General features: G+C 65.5%; 15 protein-coding genes. 8 read left to right on the top strand and 7 right to left on the bottom strand.

All coding sequences use genetic code 11. The annotated features are described in order from the left end of the window. Positions 1-39: 39 nt before the first annotated feature. The 3 genes from AB0M88_RS24355 to AB0M88_RS24345 form a co-directional block, all read right to left on the bottom strand. Entirely contained in the window at positions 40-3,270 is a 3,231-nt protein-coding gene (locus AB0M88_RS24355; RefSeq protein WP_364105878.1) for a DEAD/DEAH box helicase, read from the bottom strand. A gap of 467 nt (positions 3,271-3,737) precedes the next feature. Continuing rightward, a complete protein-coding gene (locus AB0M88_RS24350; RefSeq protein WP_364105876.1) occupies positions 3,738-5,000 on the bottom strand; it encodes an ATP-binding protein in 1,263 nt (420 codons plus the stop codon). A gap of 513 nt (positions 5,001-5,513) precedes the next feature. Beyond that, complete coding sequence (locus AB0M88_RS24345) at positions 5,514-5,765, bottom strand: hypothetical protein (RefSeq protein WP_364105874.1); 252 nt, start codon at positions 5,763-5,765, stop codon at positions 5,514-5,516. Between the two features lie 445 nt (positions 5,766-6,210). Between AB0M88_RS24345 and AB0M88_RS24340 the strand changes: the two genes are divergently transcribed. From AB0M88_RS24340 to AB0M88_RS24330, 3 genes are read left to right on the top strand one after another with little or no spacing between them, the layout of a single operon-like run. After that, a complete protein-coding gene (locus tag AB0M88_RS24340; RefSeq protein WP_364105872.1) occupies positions 6,211-6,528 on the top strand; it encodes a hypothetical protein in 318 nt (105 codons plus the stop codon). Beyond that, positions 6,521-7,687 carry a putative T7SS-secreted protein gene (locus AB0M88_RS24335; RefSeq protein WP_364105870.1) on the top strand — a complete coding sequence of 389 codons (1,167 nt, stop codon included), beginning with the start codon at positions 6,521-6,523 and terminating at the stop codon, positions 7,685-7,687. The genes AB0M88_RS24340 and AB0M88_RS24335 overlap by 8 nt, the downstream gene beginning before the upstream one ends. Before the next feature lie 34 nt (positions 7,688-7,721). Then, positions 7,722-8,123, top strand: coding sequence for a contact-dependent growth inhibition system immunity protein (locus AB0M88_RS24330; RefSeq protein WP_364105868.1), 402 nt, complete (start codon positions 7,722-7,724; stop codon positions 8,121-8,123). A 591-nt stretch (positions 8,124-8,714) separates the two neighbouring features. On the opposite strand, the gene AB0M88_RS24325 is transcribed toward AB0M88_RS24330, so the two are convergent. The 3 genes from AB0M88_RS24325 to AB0M88_RS24315 are packed head-to-tail and all read right to left on the bottom strand — an operon-like array spanning position 8,715 to position 9,959. Then, on the bottom strand, positions 8,715-9,062 hold the full coding sequence (locus AB0M88_RS24325; RefSeq protein ID WP_364105866.1) for a hypothetical protein: 348 nt from the start codon (positions 9,060-9,062) through the stop codon (positions 8,715-8,717). Beyond that, positions 9,059-9,388 carry a hypothetical protein gene (locus AB0M88_RS24320; RefSeq protein WP_364105864.1) on the bottom strand — a complete coding sequence of 110 codons (330 nt, stop codon included), beginning with the start codon at positions 9,386-9,388 and terminating at the stop codon, positions 9,059-9,061. Before AB0M88_RS24320 ends, AB0M88_RS24325 begins: the two co-directional genes overlap by 4 nt. A gap of 16 nt (positions 9,389-9,404) precedes the next feature. Beyond that, complete coding sequence (locus tag AB0M88_RS24315) at positions 9,405-9,959, bottom strand: hypothetical protein (protein WP_364105862.1); 555 nt, start codon at positions 9,957-9,959, stop codon at positions 9,405-9,407. Between the two features lie 418 nt (positions 9,960-10,377). Between AB0M88_RS24315 and AB0M88_RS24310 the strand changes: the two genes are divergently transcribed. The 5 genes from AB0M88_RS24310 to AB0M88_RS24290 all read left to right on the top strand — a co-directional run bounded on the left by AB0M88_RS24310 (position 10,378) and on the right by AB0M88_RS24290 (position 14,506). Next, positions 10,378-11,394, top strand: coding sequence for a restriction endonuclease (locus tag AB0M88_RS24310; RefSeq protein WP_364105860.1), 1,017 nt, complete (start codon positions 10,378-10,380; stop codon positions 11,392-11,394). After that, positions 11,384-12,136, top strand: a complete 753-nt coding sequence (locus tag AB0M88_RS24305) for a hypothetical protein (protein ID WP_364105858.1) — start codon at positions 11,384-11,386, stop codon at positions 12,134-12,136. The genes AB0M88_RS24310 and AB0M88_RS24305 overlap by 11 nt, the downstream gene beginning before the upstream one ends. Positions 12,137-12,649: 513 nt before the next feature. Further along, positions 12,650-13,051 (top strand): MFS transporter, encoded by a 402-nt coding sequence (locus AB0M88_RS24300; protein ID WP_364105856.1) that lies wholly within the window; start codon positions 12,650-12,652, stop codon positions 13,049-13,051. A 7-nt stretch (positions 13,052-13,058) separates the two neighbouring features. Further along, a complete protein-coding gene (locus AB0M88_RS24295) occupies positions 13,059-13,511 on the top strand; it encodes an NUDIX domain-containing protein (RefSeq protein ID WP_364105854.1) in 453 nt (150 codons plus the stop codon). 374 nt (positions 13,512-13,885) lie between these two features. Further along, positions 13,886-14,506 (top strand): hypothetical protein, encoded by a 621-nt coding sequence (locus AB0M88_RS24290; protein ID WP_364105852.1) that lies wholly within the window; start codon positions 13,886-13,888, stop codon positions 14,504-14,506. Between the two features lie 130 nt (positions 14,507-14,636). On the opposite strand, the gene AB0M88_RS24285 is transcribed toward AB0M88_RS24290, so the two are convergent. Continuing rightward, positions 14,637-15,188, bottom strand: a complete 552-nt coding sequence (locus AB0M88_RS24285; RefSeq protein WP_364105850.1) for a flavoprotein — start codon at positions 15,186-15,188, stop codon at positions 14,637-14,639. Positions 15,189-15,240: the final 52 nt, after the last annotated feature.

Raw genomic sequence — 15,240 nt, 5'->3', positions numbered from 1 at the left:
GAGCCCGTCGTCCACACCAATCCCAGCGCCAGCGGACGGCTATTTGAGGAGTTCGCGGATGTCGGCGGCGGTGAGTCCGGCCGATGCGAATTCGCCGCCGTCCATCACCCCGGCGAACAGTTCGGCCTTACGGGTCTGCAAGGCCATCACCTTCTCCTCGATGGTGTCGCGTGCTACCAGGCGATAAACCATCACGTTGCGAGTCTGTCCGATGCGATGGGCCCGGTCCACCGCCTGTGCCTCGGTCGCCGGATTCCACCACGGATCGAGCAGGATGCAGTAGTCCGCCTCGGTCAGGTTCAGGCCGAACCCACCGGCCTTCAGACTGATCAGGAAAACCGGCGCGGCGCCGGTCTTGAACTCCTCAACCGCCCGCTTGCGGTCACGGGTGGTGCCGTCCAGATACGCGTACGCGATCCCGGCCTGTTCCAATCGATCGCGAGCCGCGCCGAGGAACCGGGTGAACTGGCTGAACACGAGGGTGCGGTGCCCCTCCTCGACGATGTCGCCGAGTTGTTCCATGAGCAGATCGAGTTTGGTCGACGAGATGGCGCGGTGTTGGTCGTCGACCAAAGCCACGTCCAGGCTGGCCTGACGCAACAGCGTCAGCGAGCGGAAGATCTCGAAACGGTTCTTCTCCAGGTCGCCGAGCAGGCCGAGGACTTTCTGCCGCTCCCGCTGAAGGTAACGCTGGTAGATCTTGCGATGTCCGGGCGACAGGTCGACCTCGATCACCTGTTCCTGCTTGGCCGGCAGCTCGGCGGCGACCTCGTTCTTGCGGCGGCGCAGCACCAGCGGGCGGATCCGCCGGCGCAGTTGGGCGAGCCGATCCTGGTCGTGATTCCGCTCGATCGGGTGACGGTAATACTCGGTGAACCGGTCGAGCCGGGGGAAAAGGCCCGGTGCCGCGATCGAACAGAGCGCCCACAGTTCGGCCAGGTTGTTTTCCATCGGTGTGCCAGTGATGGCGACTTTGAAAGGCGCCGGGAGGCGGCGGGCACATTTGTACGCCTGCGACTGGGGGTTCTTCACGAATTGTGCTTCGTCCAGCACCAGGCCGGCCCAGTCCACCGAGGCGTATTCGTCGTACTCCAGCCGGAACAGGGTGTACGAGGTGATCACCACGTCGGCTTGTTCGATCGCCTCGGCCAGGTCGACTCCTCGCCGGGCCGCAGTCGAGGTGATCGCCCGGACCTCGAGATCGGGGGCGAAGCGGCCGGCCTCGGCCGTCCAGTTATGCACGACGCTGGCCGGCGCAACGACGAGGAATCGGCCGTGTTTGCGGGCGTGGCAGAGCAGCGCCAGGGCCTGCAGCGTCTTGCCGAGACCCATGTCATCGGCGAGTATGCCGCCGAGCCCGTTGTCATGCAGCGCTGCCAGCCAGCGGAAGCCCTCCAGCTGGTACGGGCGCAGCTCGGCGTTCACCTCGGCCGGCAGCGGCTGATCCAGGAGCATCCCCACCTCGCTCAGCGCGGCCACCGTACGCTGCCAATCGGCGGCCTGACCGCCCAGCTCACCCAGCTCGGCCAGCTCGTCCCAGACGCCGGCTTGGAACCGGCCCACCCGCAGCACGCCCGGCGGGCTGTCGGTGAGCGCTCGCGACTCGACGATCAACTCGCGTAGCTGCCGAAACTCCGGGCGGTCGAGACCGAAATAGAGGCCGCTGGGCAGGATCACGAACTCCTGGTCCCGGGCGAGCCCGACAAAGAGCGACTCGAAGTCGACCTGCTCGCCTCCCACCTCGACGCGAACCGACAGATCGAACCAATCGTGCTCATCGACCTGGGTGGGGCTCGCGAAGGTGATGACCGGCGGCGCTTCGCTCTCCTGAAGGTCCCAGTCCTCCTCCGGCTCGATCACGGACACGCCGAGTTCGATCAGTGCGGGGACCACCGTCCTCAGGAAATGGATCATCGCATCGCCACCGAGCACCGATTCGTCGGCGAGCCGAGGACCCGTCGGACCAGGCTCGAACAGGCCCGGACCGACAAGATCAGCCGTCTTTCGTACCAGGTCGGCCTGCTCGTCGGAGAACGTCGGGGACCACAGCGGCTCGCCGTGGCGGCCGCCGCCCACCTCGACCACCCACTCCCAGCGCAGCCGCAGTTGGTGCCCGCGTTCGGCAGCCAGCGTCGCGGTCAGGCTGGGAGCACCCACTTCAGGCAGGCTCAGGTCCGGGCGAGCGGCTACGACGTCCACCTGCCTGACCAGATTCGGATAGAATTCGGCGAAGAACTGGTTCTCCTGCTTTCGCGGAATCCGGATGGTCGGTGCGGTCAGAACCTTGCGGGCTGATTTCGGAAGCGGACGAGCCAGGGGAGCCAGTCGCATGAGGCGCCCCGTCTGCTCGGCTCCAGCCTCTGCGTCCCACAACGCGATGCCGTGCGCCGGTTCGCCAATGAAGATCGCGTGCTCCGGGTCCACCGGCATACCGTCGTCCTGTACCACGGCGCGCAATGACAGATCGCCGTCGACGCGATCCACCTGCATCGACACCCGGGCCGGGCGGCGTGCCACGGCTACCGGGAGGGCGTTCTTTCCGTACTGCATCAGCGTCAGGCCAGATTCCTGCGCCTCGGCCAGCAAGTCCCAGATTCGACGGCTACGGAATTCGTCGAGGAAGAGGTTCGTGCCGGCGCCGCTGCCGTAGTAAGGCGCGTAGGAGCCGGACAGTTTTACGATCTCGTTGAGCAGCCGGCGATGGTGCTCCAGATCCGGCGAATGCCCCCCGGCATAGTCGATCGAGTGCCAACTGATACCCGAGCGCACCCAGCCCCTGCGCCCAGGAAGAACCGGGCGCATCGAGATCCGCTGCCCCGTTTTGCGGGTGCGCGGAAGATACCCGTTCACCAGCTCGAACTGCAGGCCAAGCCCGGGATCCGCAGGCCGGGGAGGCGGCGGCCCGACCACGTCTCGCATCAATGCGGTCAGCTGGGATTCCCACCGCCCGGCCTTCGGGCGCCGCTGAGTCGGCGCCACGGACTTCGTCGGTCTGGTCTCCTGCTGAGTGGCGATGAGCAGCGCCACGACATGTACGCAGTCCGCGTCAGCGCAGGTGCACATGCCCGCCAAAGTGGACGTTTCCCCGGAGACCACCTCGCCGGTCACCACGCCGCTGTCGCGAACTTTGCCGACCGCCTGGCCAGATGCGTCGACGGACTGAACAACGACCTCCCCATCGGCCAGCACCGCGCGCGCCTGGAGGAAGACGCGAACCCCGACCACGTCGCAGAGGACGGCTTCCTCCGGAGAGAGGATCAGCTTCGCCATCGGTCACCTTCCGCCACCGTCAGCGGCCCACTCTAAACGCGCGACAACGGGCGCCGCGCGCCATGTACCTACCCTGAGGGACGCCCGACAGAGGTCGCAAACACGACGTACGAGATCAAAGCCGCGAGAGGTGGCCCGAATCCAACCCTGAGGTCGCATCGGCGCGTAGCCGTTCCGGGAGAAGCCACGCGCCGGGCACCTCGTGCGCGAGATGCCCGGCGTCGCTGTCGCAGGGCGCACCCCGCGGTACCGGTGTACGAACGATGGCTCCAACGCTCACGAACATCAAGTCGACCGCGGACGGTGTCATACCTGCTCAGGAGAGCTCGCGAAGGTGAGCGTCTCAACGTCCTTCCTCACCGTGATGGGATTGAAGACCTTGTCGGTGATGGCGGCGGCTTCTCTCAGAACGACACAGGAAGATGCCTGAAGGCCGCTCGCCCAGGACGCTGTCTGGCGGCGTGAGGTCAGATTGCGGCCGGTGAGGGGACCTGCCACAGGGCGCTGACCGGCATGGCGCGAAGCTTGTCCCCGAACGGCAGTGTGGAGGTGCCGGTGTAGAGGACGATGCCGGCGACGAAGTCGTCGCCGAGGCGGTCGGCGAGTCGGCGTAGTCCGCGGAAGTCGTCCGGGCCGACGGTGGTGGCGGCTTTGACTTCGATGCCGACGACGTGGCCGGCTCGGTTCTCGAGTACGGCGTCGACCTCGTACTTGCTCTGGTCGCGGTAGTGGGAGAGGTCGGCTTGCTGCTCGGACCAGGTGAGCTGGCGCGACAGCTCGGACAGGACGAACGATTCGAGCAGCGGGCCGAACGGCGCCCCCGGCCTGAGCAGAGCACGGGCATCAGTGGCGAGTTCGTTGGCGGCGATACCCGAGTCGACGAAGATCAGTTTCGCGGCTGCGGTCGCTCGGGTGCCGAGGTTGCGGGACCAGCCCGGGATTCGCTTGACCAGGAAGATCTCCTCCAGCGCCTGGAGGTAACGCGCCACCGTCGGCCGGCTGAGTCCGAGCGCCGACTCCAAGGAGTTGGCGGCGATGATGGTCGCGGATCGAGCGGCCACCAGGCGCACCAACTTGCGTAACTCACCCTTGTGCTGGATGTCGGACAGCTGCCGGACGTCGCGGTCGACGAGCGCTTGGACGTACGCGTCGAAGAACCGTTGGCGGCGACGGAGGTCGTCTCGAGTCGTCGCCTCGGGAAGGCCACCGCGGACGATTCGGGCCGCGTAGTCGGCCCGGGCGACGGCCGATTCGTGTCGCAGGTCGGGGCCGAGGGCGAAGATCGCGTCGATGAACCCGTCCGGCTCGGTGTCGATCTCGCCCTGGGAGAACGGCCAGAGCTCGACGGTTTCCATCCGGCCGGGCAGCGCGTCGGGGGCGGCGACCATGCCGAACAGCCGTGACGATCCGGTAAGCAGGTAACGGCCGGGACGGGGGTCCTCGTCGACGGCGGCCTTGATAGCCAGCAGCAACTCCGGCGCGCGCTGGATCTCGTCGATGACCAGCAGCTCAGCCGAGTCGACGAAACCGACCGGGTCGGCGATCGCGGCGGCTCGGTCCTGGGCACGGTCGAGGTCGCGGCGCTCGACCAGCCGATCGCCGGCCAGAATGCGGACCAGGGTGCTCTTGCCGGCTTGGCGAGCTCCGCTGATCAGCACGACACGGGTGTCAGCCAGGGCGGCATCCACCTGCACAGCGACGCGGCGTGGAACGAGGTGCGATGTTGGCACCCTCGCATGATAGCGCCAGGGTTTCGATCTGCGGGCCCAGATCCTTTCGATCTGCGGCCCAATCATGTTCGATATGCGGGAGACCGACGTTCAGTTTGCGGCGGGATTCGGGCAGTTGGGCTAGTTCTGTAGCTCGTCACGTATCGACGAATCCGAGGGCATGGCGGGTCTGAACCAGCTCGTCGTCCACACCAATCTCGGCATCAGTAGTAGTAAGCGTGGGCAGTGGCCGGCGGGGATCCCGACCGGCGGTACGCACGCATGATTGCGGCTACTACCTGACTGAAAAGCCGTCGGTCCACGCCTCCGGCAGCGGTGCCGGAGGCCTCACCCGCCCCGGCGTCGTACAGCAAGTCACCGATCGGCTGCCCGCTCTGCTCAGCCGGCCGGATTCGTTGAGTAGCGGAGCGGCAGCCAAAGGTCCGGGTCCAGGCGGAGGAAGTCGGCCAATGCCCGCTGTGCGCCGGACAAGCTATCCAAGCCAGGTGGCACCGATGGCTCCTCAGCGCTCGGTTACGTGGCTTGGACGAGCACCGTGCCGCTCTGGATGGTCTCGGCCAGGGCGGCGTCGATGGCGATGGCGATCTTGTCCGGCGCGCTGTGAAGCTCGATGGACCGTACGACCGCGGTGGCGACCTGGACGTTGCTGTGCCTGATTGTCAGTTTGTCACCAATGTGGAGTTCGTCGCCTTCGAGCCGTCCGGTTACCAAGGCCCATGGACGGCTGGAGGTTCTATGCACGTTCTCGACGATGAAGCGAGTCATGACCGAATTTGTCTCCAAATAGCGACGAAACCGTCCTCCGCCGCGTAAACCTCATCCCCCAGCGGTCCCGTCACAGTCGTGATCCGCCCCTGCTGATGTTGGACGATGTGCACACTTTTCGTACCCAAGGTTCGCCAAGGTTTCCTCGTCCCGGAATGCGGCCGGGTCGAGCTGTACCACCTAACGAGTCAGTTCTCGCCACCTCTCCCTGGAAGTCGAGGTAGGCGACGCGGGAGACTTCATTGCGCTTTCCACCACCTCGACCGGCGTCCCATAGAAGTCAGCCCGGCCAGCTCGGCGTAGTGCTGGATGGTCTCCGCGTACGCGGCAGACCGACCGCCTGCCTCGCCCGAGGCGTGCCCGCCAGGAGTGCCCGGTGCGCGTCTAGGCCGACTGGTGAAGTGGTCCTACCCTCAAGGCTTCGACCGGCATGGTTGGGGCTTGCATGGACGGACCTGGATTCCACGTCGAGATCGGCACCCTGGAGTCGGCCTCCGCCGGCATTGAGGAGAGTGTTGCCGACCAGAAGGGGTCAGCGCTGTCGCACCTGGACCGTGCGGAAAGCGTCTACGGCCACGCTGGCCTGCACAAGTCGATGGAGAACTTCTGCGATCGCTGGAGCGAGGGCATCGACATCCTGACCAAGGATGCCAAGGCCATCGGAGATGTGCTCGGCAAGGTCGCCCAGGCCTATCAGGCGGCCGACCGAGGCGTGGCCGGCCGGCTGACCACCGATCCGGGTAAGTCGGTCGTCGATGGCTGAGCTGGGGCAGACGCACGATCCGCGAGCACTGGTGCCGGGCGACGTGGCCGCAATCCGGGCGAACGCCAGCGCTCTGAAGACCAGGTCAGGCCATGTGGAGAAAGCCGGCGACGGTCTCGTCGACATCGACACCGGCGCGTGGACCGGCCCGGCAGCAGAAGAGTTCCAGGACAAGTTCAGCTACGAACCCAACAAGTGGTACGTGGCGGCCGACTCGCTCGCGACCGCAGCGGACGCCCTCAACACGTACGCCCATGTCCTGGAATGGGCGCAGCAGCAGGCAGCCGACGCCATACGACTGTGGGACGCGGCCCAGGCCGAGACCCAAAATGCCCAGCAGTCCTACCAGAAGGCCGCCGCGCAGGCACCGCCCGAGCAGCCGGTAGGCCCGTTCGTCGACACCGGCGCACCTGGACGTCAGCACGCAATCGACACCCTCAGCGCCGCCCGCACACAGGTCGGCACAGCCGGCGACGTCGCTGCCCGTTTCCTGGACCAGGAGGCGGACTCGGCGCCCAAGAAGTCCAGCTGGCTCGACAAGGTAGGTGGCTTCCTCGAGACCGCGGGCGCGCACGTCGTCAACGGTCTCGCCTCCTTCGGTAACGCGATGGTGCACCATCCGGGTGAGACCGCTTCGCTCGTCGGCGGCCTACTGCTGACCGAGGTCAGCACCCTCGGCGAGGGCACCGGCCTGGTTCTCGACGCGACCGGGATCGGCGCGATCGGCGGCGTGCCGTTGAACATCGCCTCGGCAGCGGGCATCACCGTCGGCGCCGGCATGACAGCCACTGCGAGCGGGCTGCTGATGCAGCACGCCGCTTCGGACGATGCAGTCACCCCGGTGCGTACAGGGCGGTCCGAGCCGTCCGGGCCGACGAAGACCGACAACATGAAGGAACACCTCACCGACCGGGACCTGGACGCGGCGCGCCGGGAGTTGAACGGCGAGGTGGTGGCGACCAAGTCGACCGGCACGCCATGGGACCATGTGGACGAGGTGAGGAATGCGCAGAATGGCCTGGTTAATCGGATCAGCCAGCTGAAGCGCTTGCTCGGCGATTCGCGGGTTTCGGCTTCAGACAAGGCGCAGTTCCAGGCCGAACTGTCTGAGGCGAGCCGATTACTCGACCATTCCGAGCAATTCGTCCCACGATCCTAAGACCAACCTTCCAGCGACGAACTAGGGAGACGCAGTGGCTGAGCACGACCAAGGCCGGTCGCTCGAAGAAATCGAGAACGACCGTTGGGGCGACCCGCCAGCCGATGCGACGCGGTTGATCAGCACTGCGTACGCGCTGCGCAAGCGGCCGGTCGGTGCGCTCGACGCCGAGGGCTTGCGTCTGCTCATCTCGCAGCAGATCGGGCTGCACACGCTCGTCCCCCTGGCGATTGACCAAGTCGAACGCAATCCGCTGGCCGAGGGCGACTTCTATCCAGGTGATCTCCTCGACGCCTTGATGCGACGCGTTCCCCAGTCCTACTGGCAGGCACACGAGGATCAGCGGGCACGAGTGCGCGCGGTCGCCGAGACCCTGGACCCCAACGAGACGTTCGATGCCCTTTACGCCCAGGCCACCGAATTCCTGGGTCGATAATCCCGTCAATGTGTTGTTGCACTGTGGCCGAACTGCCATTGGCGTGAAAGGCGGGTCAAGACCTCGGCAAGTCTGGGTTTGACGGCCTTGCCTGCGGACCAAGTTCTGCAGGTCAAGGTGCACGGCTACCTGCGTGGGTGCGGGTAGGTCGGGTCACGGCATCCCCTTCGTGACGCGCCCAGGACGTCAACCACGGCCTGCACCGGCCCAAGCACATCCAATGCCTCGCGTACGCCATGGGGTCAGCGACCGGAGCGTCACCTCGGGCTAGGTAACGACACAGGGCGGTGTATGCGATCGACTCTCCGAGCGGTGCACCCGAGGCCCATGCCTGCCCGTCGCGAAAGTTGAAGGCAGCCCTGACAGCTTGTAGGGACAGGATCCTGGACTTGTCATCATTCAATGACAAGTTATCTATCCAGGCGCTATTTTGGTCGGTCGTAGGCGTCGTGCGTTGTGGGGTGCAGCGTCGGTTATCTCAACGTTCAGGCAGCTGACCCCATCCGCTGCCGACGGAACGGGCGGGTAAGTCTTACGCCATCCCTTTAACCGATGGGTTCACCTCGCGGCCGTCCGCGCGGCACGGCGAATCTAGGCAGCTCCTGCGGGCGGCGGTGTGGCCTCGCAAGTCTCGAACTTCTCGCAGACAATTAGTCGCGGATCATGGTGCTCGAAGATCCGCACGTAACACACGACGCGGAAACGGCGTTTCTGCTCGTCTGTCCAGCCGCCGTTCGGAACCCATGTCCACCAGAGGTTGCCGACAGGGTCCCTGTCCGGGCTGACCCGGTCAGCGCGCGGGCGATCGGGCGAAAACTCGAGGCCGCGCCACCAGATGTCGACGCGCTTCACCACGTCGGCAGGAGGTTTCGGCTCGCTGAGGTCGCGCCAGCGAGGAAACAGCACCTTGAACTCTTTCAACTCCCAGTGACTGTTCACGCGTCCGCCTCCGCGCCTATCGAGGCTGGCAATACGGCGAACAGCTCGCACACGATCCGATGCTCGGCCTCGATGACGCGGTAGGCGCACACCACCCGCTGCAGACCGTTGTCTAGATCTAGATCGGGCAGGTAGGTCACCGGGGCCTGCCATACGTTTTCCTCACCGTCGACCAAGACGGCGTCGCCGCGTGGGCGGTCAGCACGGTTGGTGATCCACCTTTTGATGTCGGCGTAAACCTCGCCGGGGAGCGGAACGGTCGGACCCCACTCGTGAAGCTTCGATTCGAAGTCGTCGAGCCGCCACGGGCCATAAGGTTCGGCCATACCGCTCCCTCGCAGGTCAGGAGGCTTGCTGTGCCTTGTGGGTCTTCCAGAGCTCGTCGGCCTGGGCGCGTTCGGCCCGGTTGGGCCGTTCGTCATCGGGATCGTTGGTTTCGTCGTCGCGGCGGAACCAGTCGCGCAGGATGTCGGAGTCGATGCGGCCGCCGCCTCCCGGCTTGGTCGCGGCCTGCCACGGCTGCGATGACTGGATGAGGGTGCGAAGGTCAGCCGGCGAGAGGGCACCGTAGCGCTCGATGACGTAACCGATGGTGTTGAGCGGGCCCTCGCTCTCCGGCTGCTCTGCTGGGCTGCCGTCGGCGTCAGGGACTGAGACACCGCGCTCGGTGGCGGTGATGGACTCGTCGAACAGCGGGCTGCCGAAGTGGGCGATGTGGTGGCCCTGGACGAAGAACAGCAGCGAGTGCTTCTTGGCAAGTTTCAGGCCCGGCCGACGGGCGTCGATGGCGGCAATGACGGAGTTGGCGCTCGTAGTCATCGGCGCACCGTATTTCGCGCTGTCCTTGATCGCATTCCTTTGGACGGACGGAACCTGGAGACTCGCCGCGATTGGCACGCTCTCCCCTCTCGCTCCGTCAATGTGATGCGCACTCACGGTAATAGTGTCGTCCGTCCGACTCTGTCCTCGATCCGACTTTCGTTGACGCTCATCGATTGAATCCTTCCGTCGTCCGGGTTACCTCGCATGCGGCACCCCAATTGACGCCGCGCTTCGAGGCCTGTAGGCGCGTGTGGCGGATCGTGGCCGTGTCGTCGTGGAGATCGCAACGAGGGTGCCCTCGTAGTCGGCTAAGGGGTTCGGCGGGCGGCGGCGGAATCGCCGACGAGGGGGCTTGCTCGCTTGCGGCGTGCTCAACGCTGGCCATGTCCTTGCGGCCTCGGGCGAAGGTGCCGCGCGGGTGGGGTCGCGCTACTGGTCGGCGTGTTCGATGTTCGGTATTGACCGAACACCGAACATCTGCGACCATGCACGCATGGAGACCGAGGCGCTGATAGTTGACGCCTTCGCCCAGCTGGGGATCGACGTGCAACCCTCCCCGAGCTCATCCGACGCCAGGGCTGACCTGATACTCAGCGACAACGGCGTGCGATTGGCGCTCCAAATAAAGCGACGTGCCCTGGTGACTAATTCCGTCGCGGAGCAGGCACTCGGGGCGCATGCGTCGTCGGCCGCGACGTTACTGATCGTGGCAGATCGGGTGACTGAAACGGCTCGCAGAATCCTGACCACCCATCAGGCTGGCTACTACGATCTACGCGGCCGGCTGGGGTTACGGGCCAAAGGCGTGGTGATCGACGCCGAGGTTGCACCGGTCGGAGAGCGGTCCCGGCGGACGAGTGCTTTGAGCGGCAAGGTCGGGCTGGAGATCGCCGCCAGGATCTTGATGCAACCTCGACGTGGAGCCGCGGTGCGAGAGCTGGCGCGTCAGCTCGGCCGCTCGGCTAGCACGGTCTCTGAGGTTCTTGCCGAGCTTCGTCGCGAGGGGCTGCTGGACGCCAAGAACGCTATTACGGATTCTCGTTTGTTCTGGCTGGTCGCCGAACGCTGGGGAACCCCGCGCACGTATCTCACTCAGTTGCCAGTTCCCGGTGATGCGGTCCTGACACAGGCGCTGCGCCTCGGGCTGGAAAATGTTGAGAGCGAAACCGGTTGGGCATTGACGGACTCCGCTGCGGCGGCTGCATACGGTGCGCCGGTAGCGTTCCGATCTGGGCAAGTACTCGACTTCTTCGTACCCGACCAAGCCATTCAGCAGCGCGCAGCAACGTTGCTCGGCGTCGCCGGTAAGCCATCGCAGGCTCGAGCGACCGTCAGGATCGCCCCGGTTCCCGCCGTTGTACAGCACCGGTTCGATCCCGACATGAATCCGATGAAGTGGCCGCTGGCGCACCCGCTGTTCGTCGCGCTCGACCTGGCCCAGGACATCGGTCGTGGTCGAGAGATTCTCGACGAATGGACACCAAGAGAAGGGTGGACCCGTGTCTGGTAGTCGTGTCACGTTCATCGGCGACGCGATGGCCACCGTCGTGCAGGGAGTAATCGAGGTCCGGACACTGATCGGCCAATCACCCGTGGTGGTGGGAGGCGTAGCCGTCCTGTCCCGGCTGTCGAATCCCTATCGCGCCACAGTTGACCTCGATGTGGTCGATCGGCTCCTCGGTGAGACACCCCACCTCGAGGTACTACGCGCCGCTGACGGTGCTGAGCCGGTCCAGCCCGCAGCCGTCATATTGTCTACTCCTTACGGCAAGGTGAAAGTCGACGTCCTTGAGGTACGTCAAGCCGAGATCGACATGCCCAGCGACGATCCCGGTGATCGCCTGCACGCTTCCGCTCACGCGTGGGCCAACGACACCGCCACCGAAGTCACGCTTGAGGTTGTCCGAGCCAACAGCGAGCGCTTCGAAGTAACCACGCCGGTCGCCGAGCCCGGGCCATTGGTGGCCATGAAGCTTCAGGCCGTCATGAACCGTTCGGTCGGCAAGCAGGGAACTGACTTGCTCGACATCGTCAGACTCATCCTCGACCCGGCTACCCGACCCGTTGCGCTCGACCAGATCGGCCATGTCGATCCGTCAATCGCCGGCGACATCGCAATTCACGTAGATCTCTGGTTGGTCCGCCGCCGCGAGCAGGCGCTCAGCTGGATCGGCGCCGTTGGCGGCGACGACGTCACGCCGGACGATGTCGAACTGGTCTCCGAACTCCTTCTAGCATCTGCGCGACGCTGAGGCGCTGGCCCACCGCCTTGAGGCGGAAGGGCCGCGTCAGCCCAGCGAAGGCCCGGCGACGCTGCCGCAGGAGGCGCACCCCGCGGTACCGGTGCACGAACAGTCGCGTGACCCCTCGCGAAGGTCAAGTCGACCTCCGAAGGTGTTTCTCCTGCTCAGCGCGCTCCGAAGTTGCTCGGCGAGTGGGTAGCACCCGAGCTCACCGTTGGGCACCCGCGGTCACCGCCGGCCAGACAGCGTCGCGTGTGCGCGGAATTTGCTCCGCGCATCCTCCGACCAGCACGGGAACCGCCGCCGGCCTACCCGATGGCACCGTTTGGCACCCTGTGGGACTCCCGGGCACTCGTGGATATCCTCAGGTCGGTACGATATGGGCCGCAGGCCCTCGTAGCTCAGGGGATAGAGCATCGATTTCCTAATGCTGAGCGCACATCGAATTTCGCGGTAACCACCTATGGTGGCGCCGTTTTCGTGGCCGCCGATGAGCTGGGTCTGCTCCAGACGTGCTGCGTCATGGCTGACGCGCTGCATAGCCGAGCGTTCGAGATGGGCCCAACTTGCCCGCGCCACTGCTTCCTCGCGCTCGCCTTGACAAGCTCGCCCTATCTCGCCGGGCTTTGCATGGCGGTAATCGGAGGCAGCTTCACAATCGGCACAGTTGCAGCCGTTTCCACGCGCCAGCAACTCGTGCCCGACCACATGCTCGGCCGAGTCGTGAACGTCTTCCGCCTTATCGGCAATGGGGCGGCTCCGATCGGCGCCGCCGTCGGCGGCGTAATTGCGGCCCGGTACGCCATGGGCGCGCCGATCGTAGTCGGAGGCTTGCTGACCATTGCCGTCGCCGGACTCTCGCTGCTCCCGAAATTTCGCAGATCCGCGGCCGACAGCGAGCCGCAGCAGGCGGCGCAACGTTGAGAAGAGCATGATCCCCGGAGCCCGCATCCGCGCCACCTCATACGTCACGCGAACGACCTCAAACGGTCTTCAGCTGCTGGTGTTCGACTACCCGTCACAGCCGGAGGCCGGCACGCACCTGCCGGGCGGCGGTGCGGAGCCTGGAGAGCGCCTGGATGCCGCCGCCACTCGCGAGGTCATCGAGGAAACCGGCATCACAGGTCACCTCGAGCTCGTCGGCGTCGTCGGTGTCCAGCAAGACAACTACGACACCGGCGACCCATACATCAGCGTCTACTTCCACTTGGCGAGCGATGAGCCCCGCGACGTCTGGAAGCACACCGTGGTCGGTGACGACGACGCGTGGGACACCGGGCTGGAGGTCATTTGCAGATTCGTGCCGCTCGCCGAAGCCGCGCCCCTGCTGCGGACCAGCTGGCATCGGCAAGAGGAGTATCTCAGCCTAATTGATCTTCCTTGATTCATTCATGACTGACGATTCTCATTCTCCTTGTGCCGTCCGCGGACGCGTCGTAGCGTGGCTGTGTCGGGACAGCGATCCTCCTGCATCCCGCATCGATGACTCGCCGCATCATTCGGGAGCCCACTCACGGCCACGAGCGCCCAGGGCTGAATCTCGCGCGGCACCCCCAATCCTCAATCGGCCTTCCTGGGCCGGATGGATCGCTCGTCTCGCGTCCCAACGGCACCGTGCTGAAGCCGGCGCCGTATCACCGCGCGAGAGGACTACGTGTGTCAGCCACAGAACCTGTTCCGCCCGCTCGACCCCTCCGGCATCGCGAGACCTGGACCTGGACCGACTGCGAGCTGCTTCTGCAATGCGTGGTTAACCGCATGTCGGTTCAAGAGATCGCTGCTGAGCTGCTCCGCACGCAGGGAGCGGTGTGCGCGCAGCTCGCTCGATTTGTTCCGCACGAGGCGAAAGTCCGTCGAACCGATCAACGCATGGAATGGCTTCGACGCCATCTCGCGGAAAACCCGGAGTTTGATTGGCAGGCCGTCGTGAACTCGCAAATGAGCGACCCGTTCCGGCTCTGGAGCGGTGCGCAGGAGCGACTCCTGAAAGAAGGGTGGGACCAGCGCACAGCCCTGCCCGATCTGGTGACGCTGCTCCAGATCTCGGAACCGACGATCGCTCATCACCTCATCGAACTCGGCCTTGCCGCAGACATCGGCGAGGTTGTCGATCGACTCGGCGCCGCAGTGGGCGGCAGCGTCGAGGCTCGTGCCCACCTCTTGCACGCCGAGCTGGCAGAGGGGATTTACGTCTTGATCGTCGAACGTCCTCGAAGGGCGATAACGAGCCTTTACCACAGCCGCGAAGAGGCGGAGGCGGCGTTGCGTGAAATCGTCGGCGATCCATCGGCCACTGAAGCACGATGGCGGGTCGTGCGGCGGGCCATTGACGGTCGGGACGCCGGACCAGGCTGGACCGGCCCGTCATCCCGCGAATAGTCGGCCACCCGCCGGGCACCTCGTTCGCGAGATGCCCGGCGACACCGCGGAAGGCGTCGAACTACGAGGTGCACCTTGTCGGGGACGCTGAAGCCGGCGTGTGCGAGTTCAATTCACCAGAACGAGCAGTTCACCGCTCGCGGAGGGTCGTTGCCGCTTCGATGAGGTCGAACCACGGGAATAAGTCAGCGGCGGGAGCGCCCATGTTCGGCTCCGGCAGTGGCCAGCGTTCGAGGTCGAACATGACCTCGACGCCCCAGGACCGTAGGAGCGCAACGCTGGTGTGAAAGGCGGGGTGACGGGCCAGTTTCATGTTGGGTGTGGGAACGGCGATGATCGGCAGTTGCATGCCGATGGCCTCGTTGAGCAGTCCGAGCGCGAGGGTGTCGCTGGCGCCGGTCGCCATTTTGTTGATCGTGTTGAAGGTGGCTGGGGCGATGACGAACGCGTCCGCGGGGGGCAGGGCGTCGGACTCGTCGGGTTGTTTCCAGTCGTAGCGCACCGGGTGCCCGGTGAGCTGGGCGATGGCGGCCAGATCCATGAATTTGAGCGCGGACGGAGTGGCGATCACGCAGACGTGCCAGCCGGCCGTCCGCAAAGCGGTGATGAACGGCGGCAGGTCAGCGGCGGGACGGCCGCCGCAGGCCACGGCATAGAGCACGGGATGTCCGGCAGTCGGCATAGTCCTCTCCTCATCGGGGCTGCAGCCCGAATTGCGTACGCGAGTCCGATCG

The sequence above is a fragment of the Actinoplanes sp. NPDC051411 genome, from assembly GCF_040682075.1.
Lineage (GTDB): Bacteria > Actinomycetota > Actinomycetes > Mycobacteriales > Micromonosporaceae > Actinoplanes.
The sequence above is the reverse complement of the archived record's forward strand: the minus strand, read 5'-3'. Positions and strand labels throughout refer to the sequence as shown.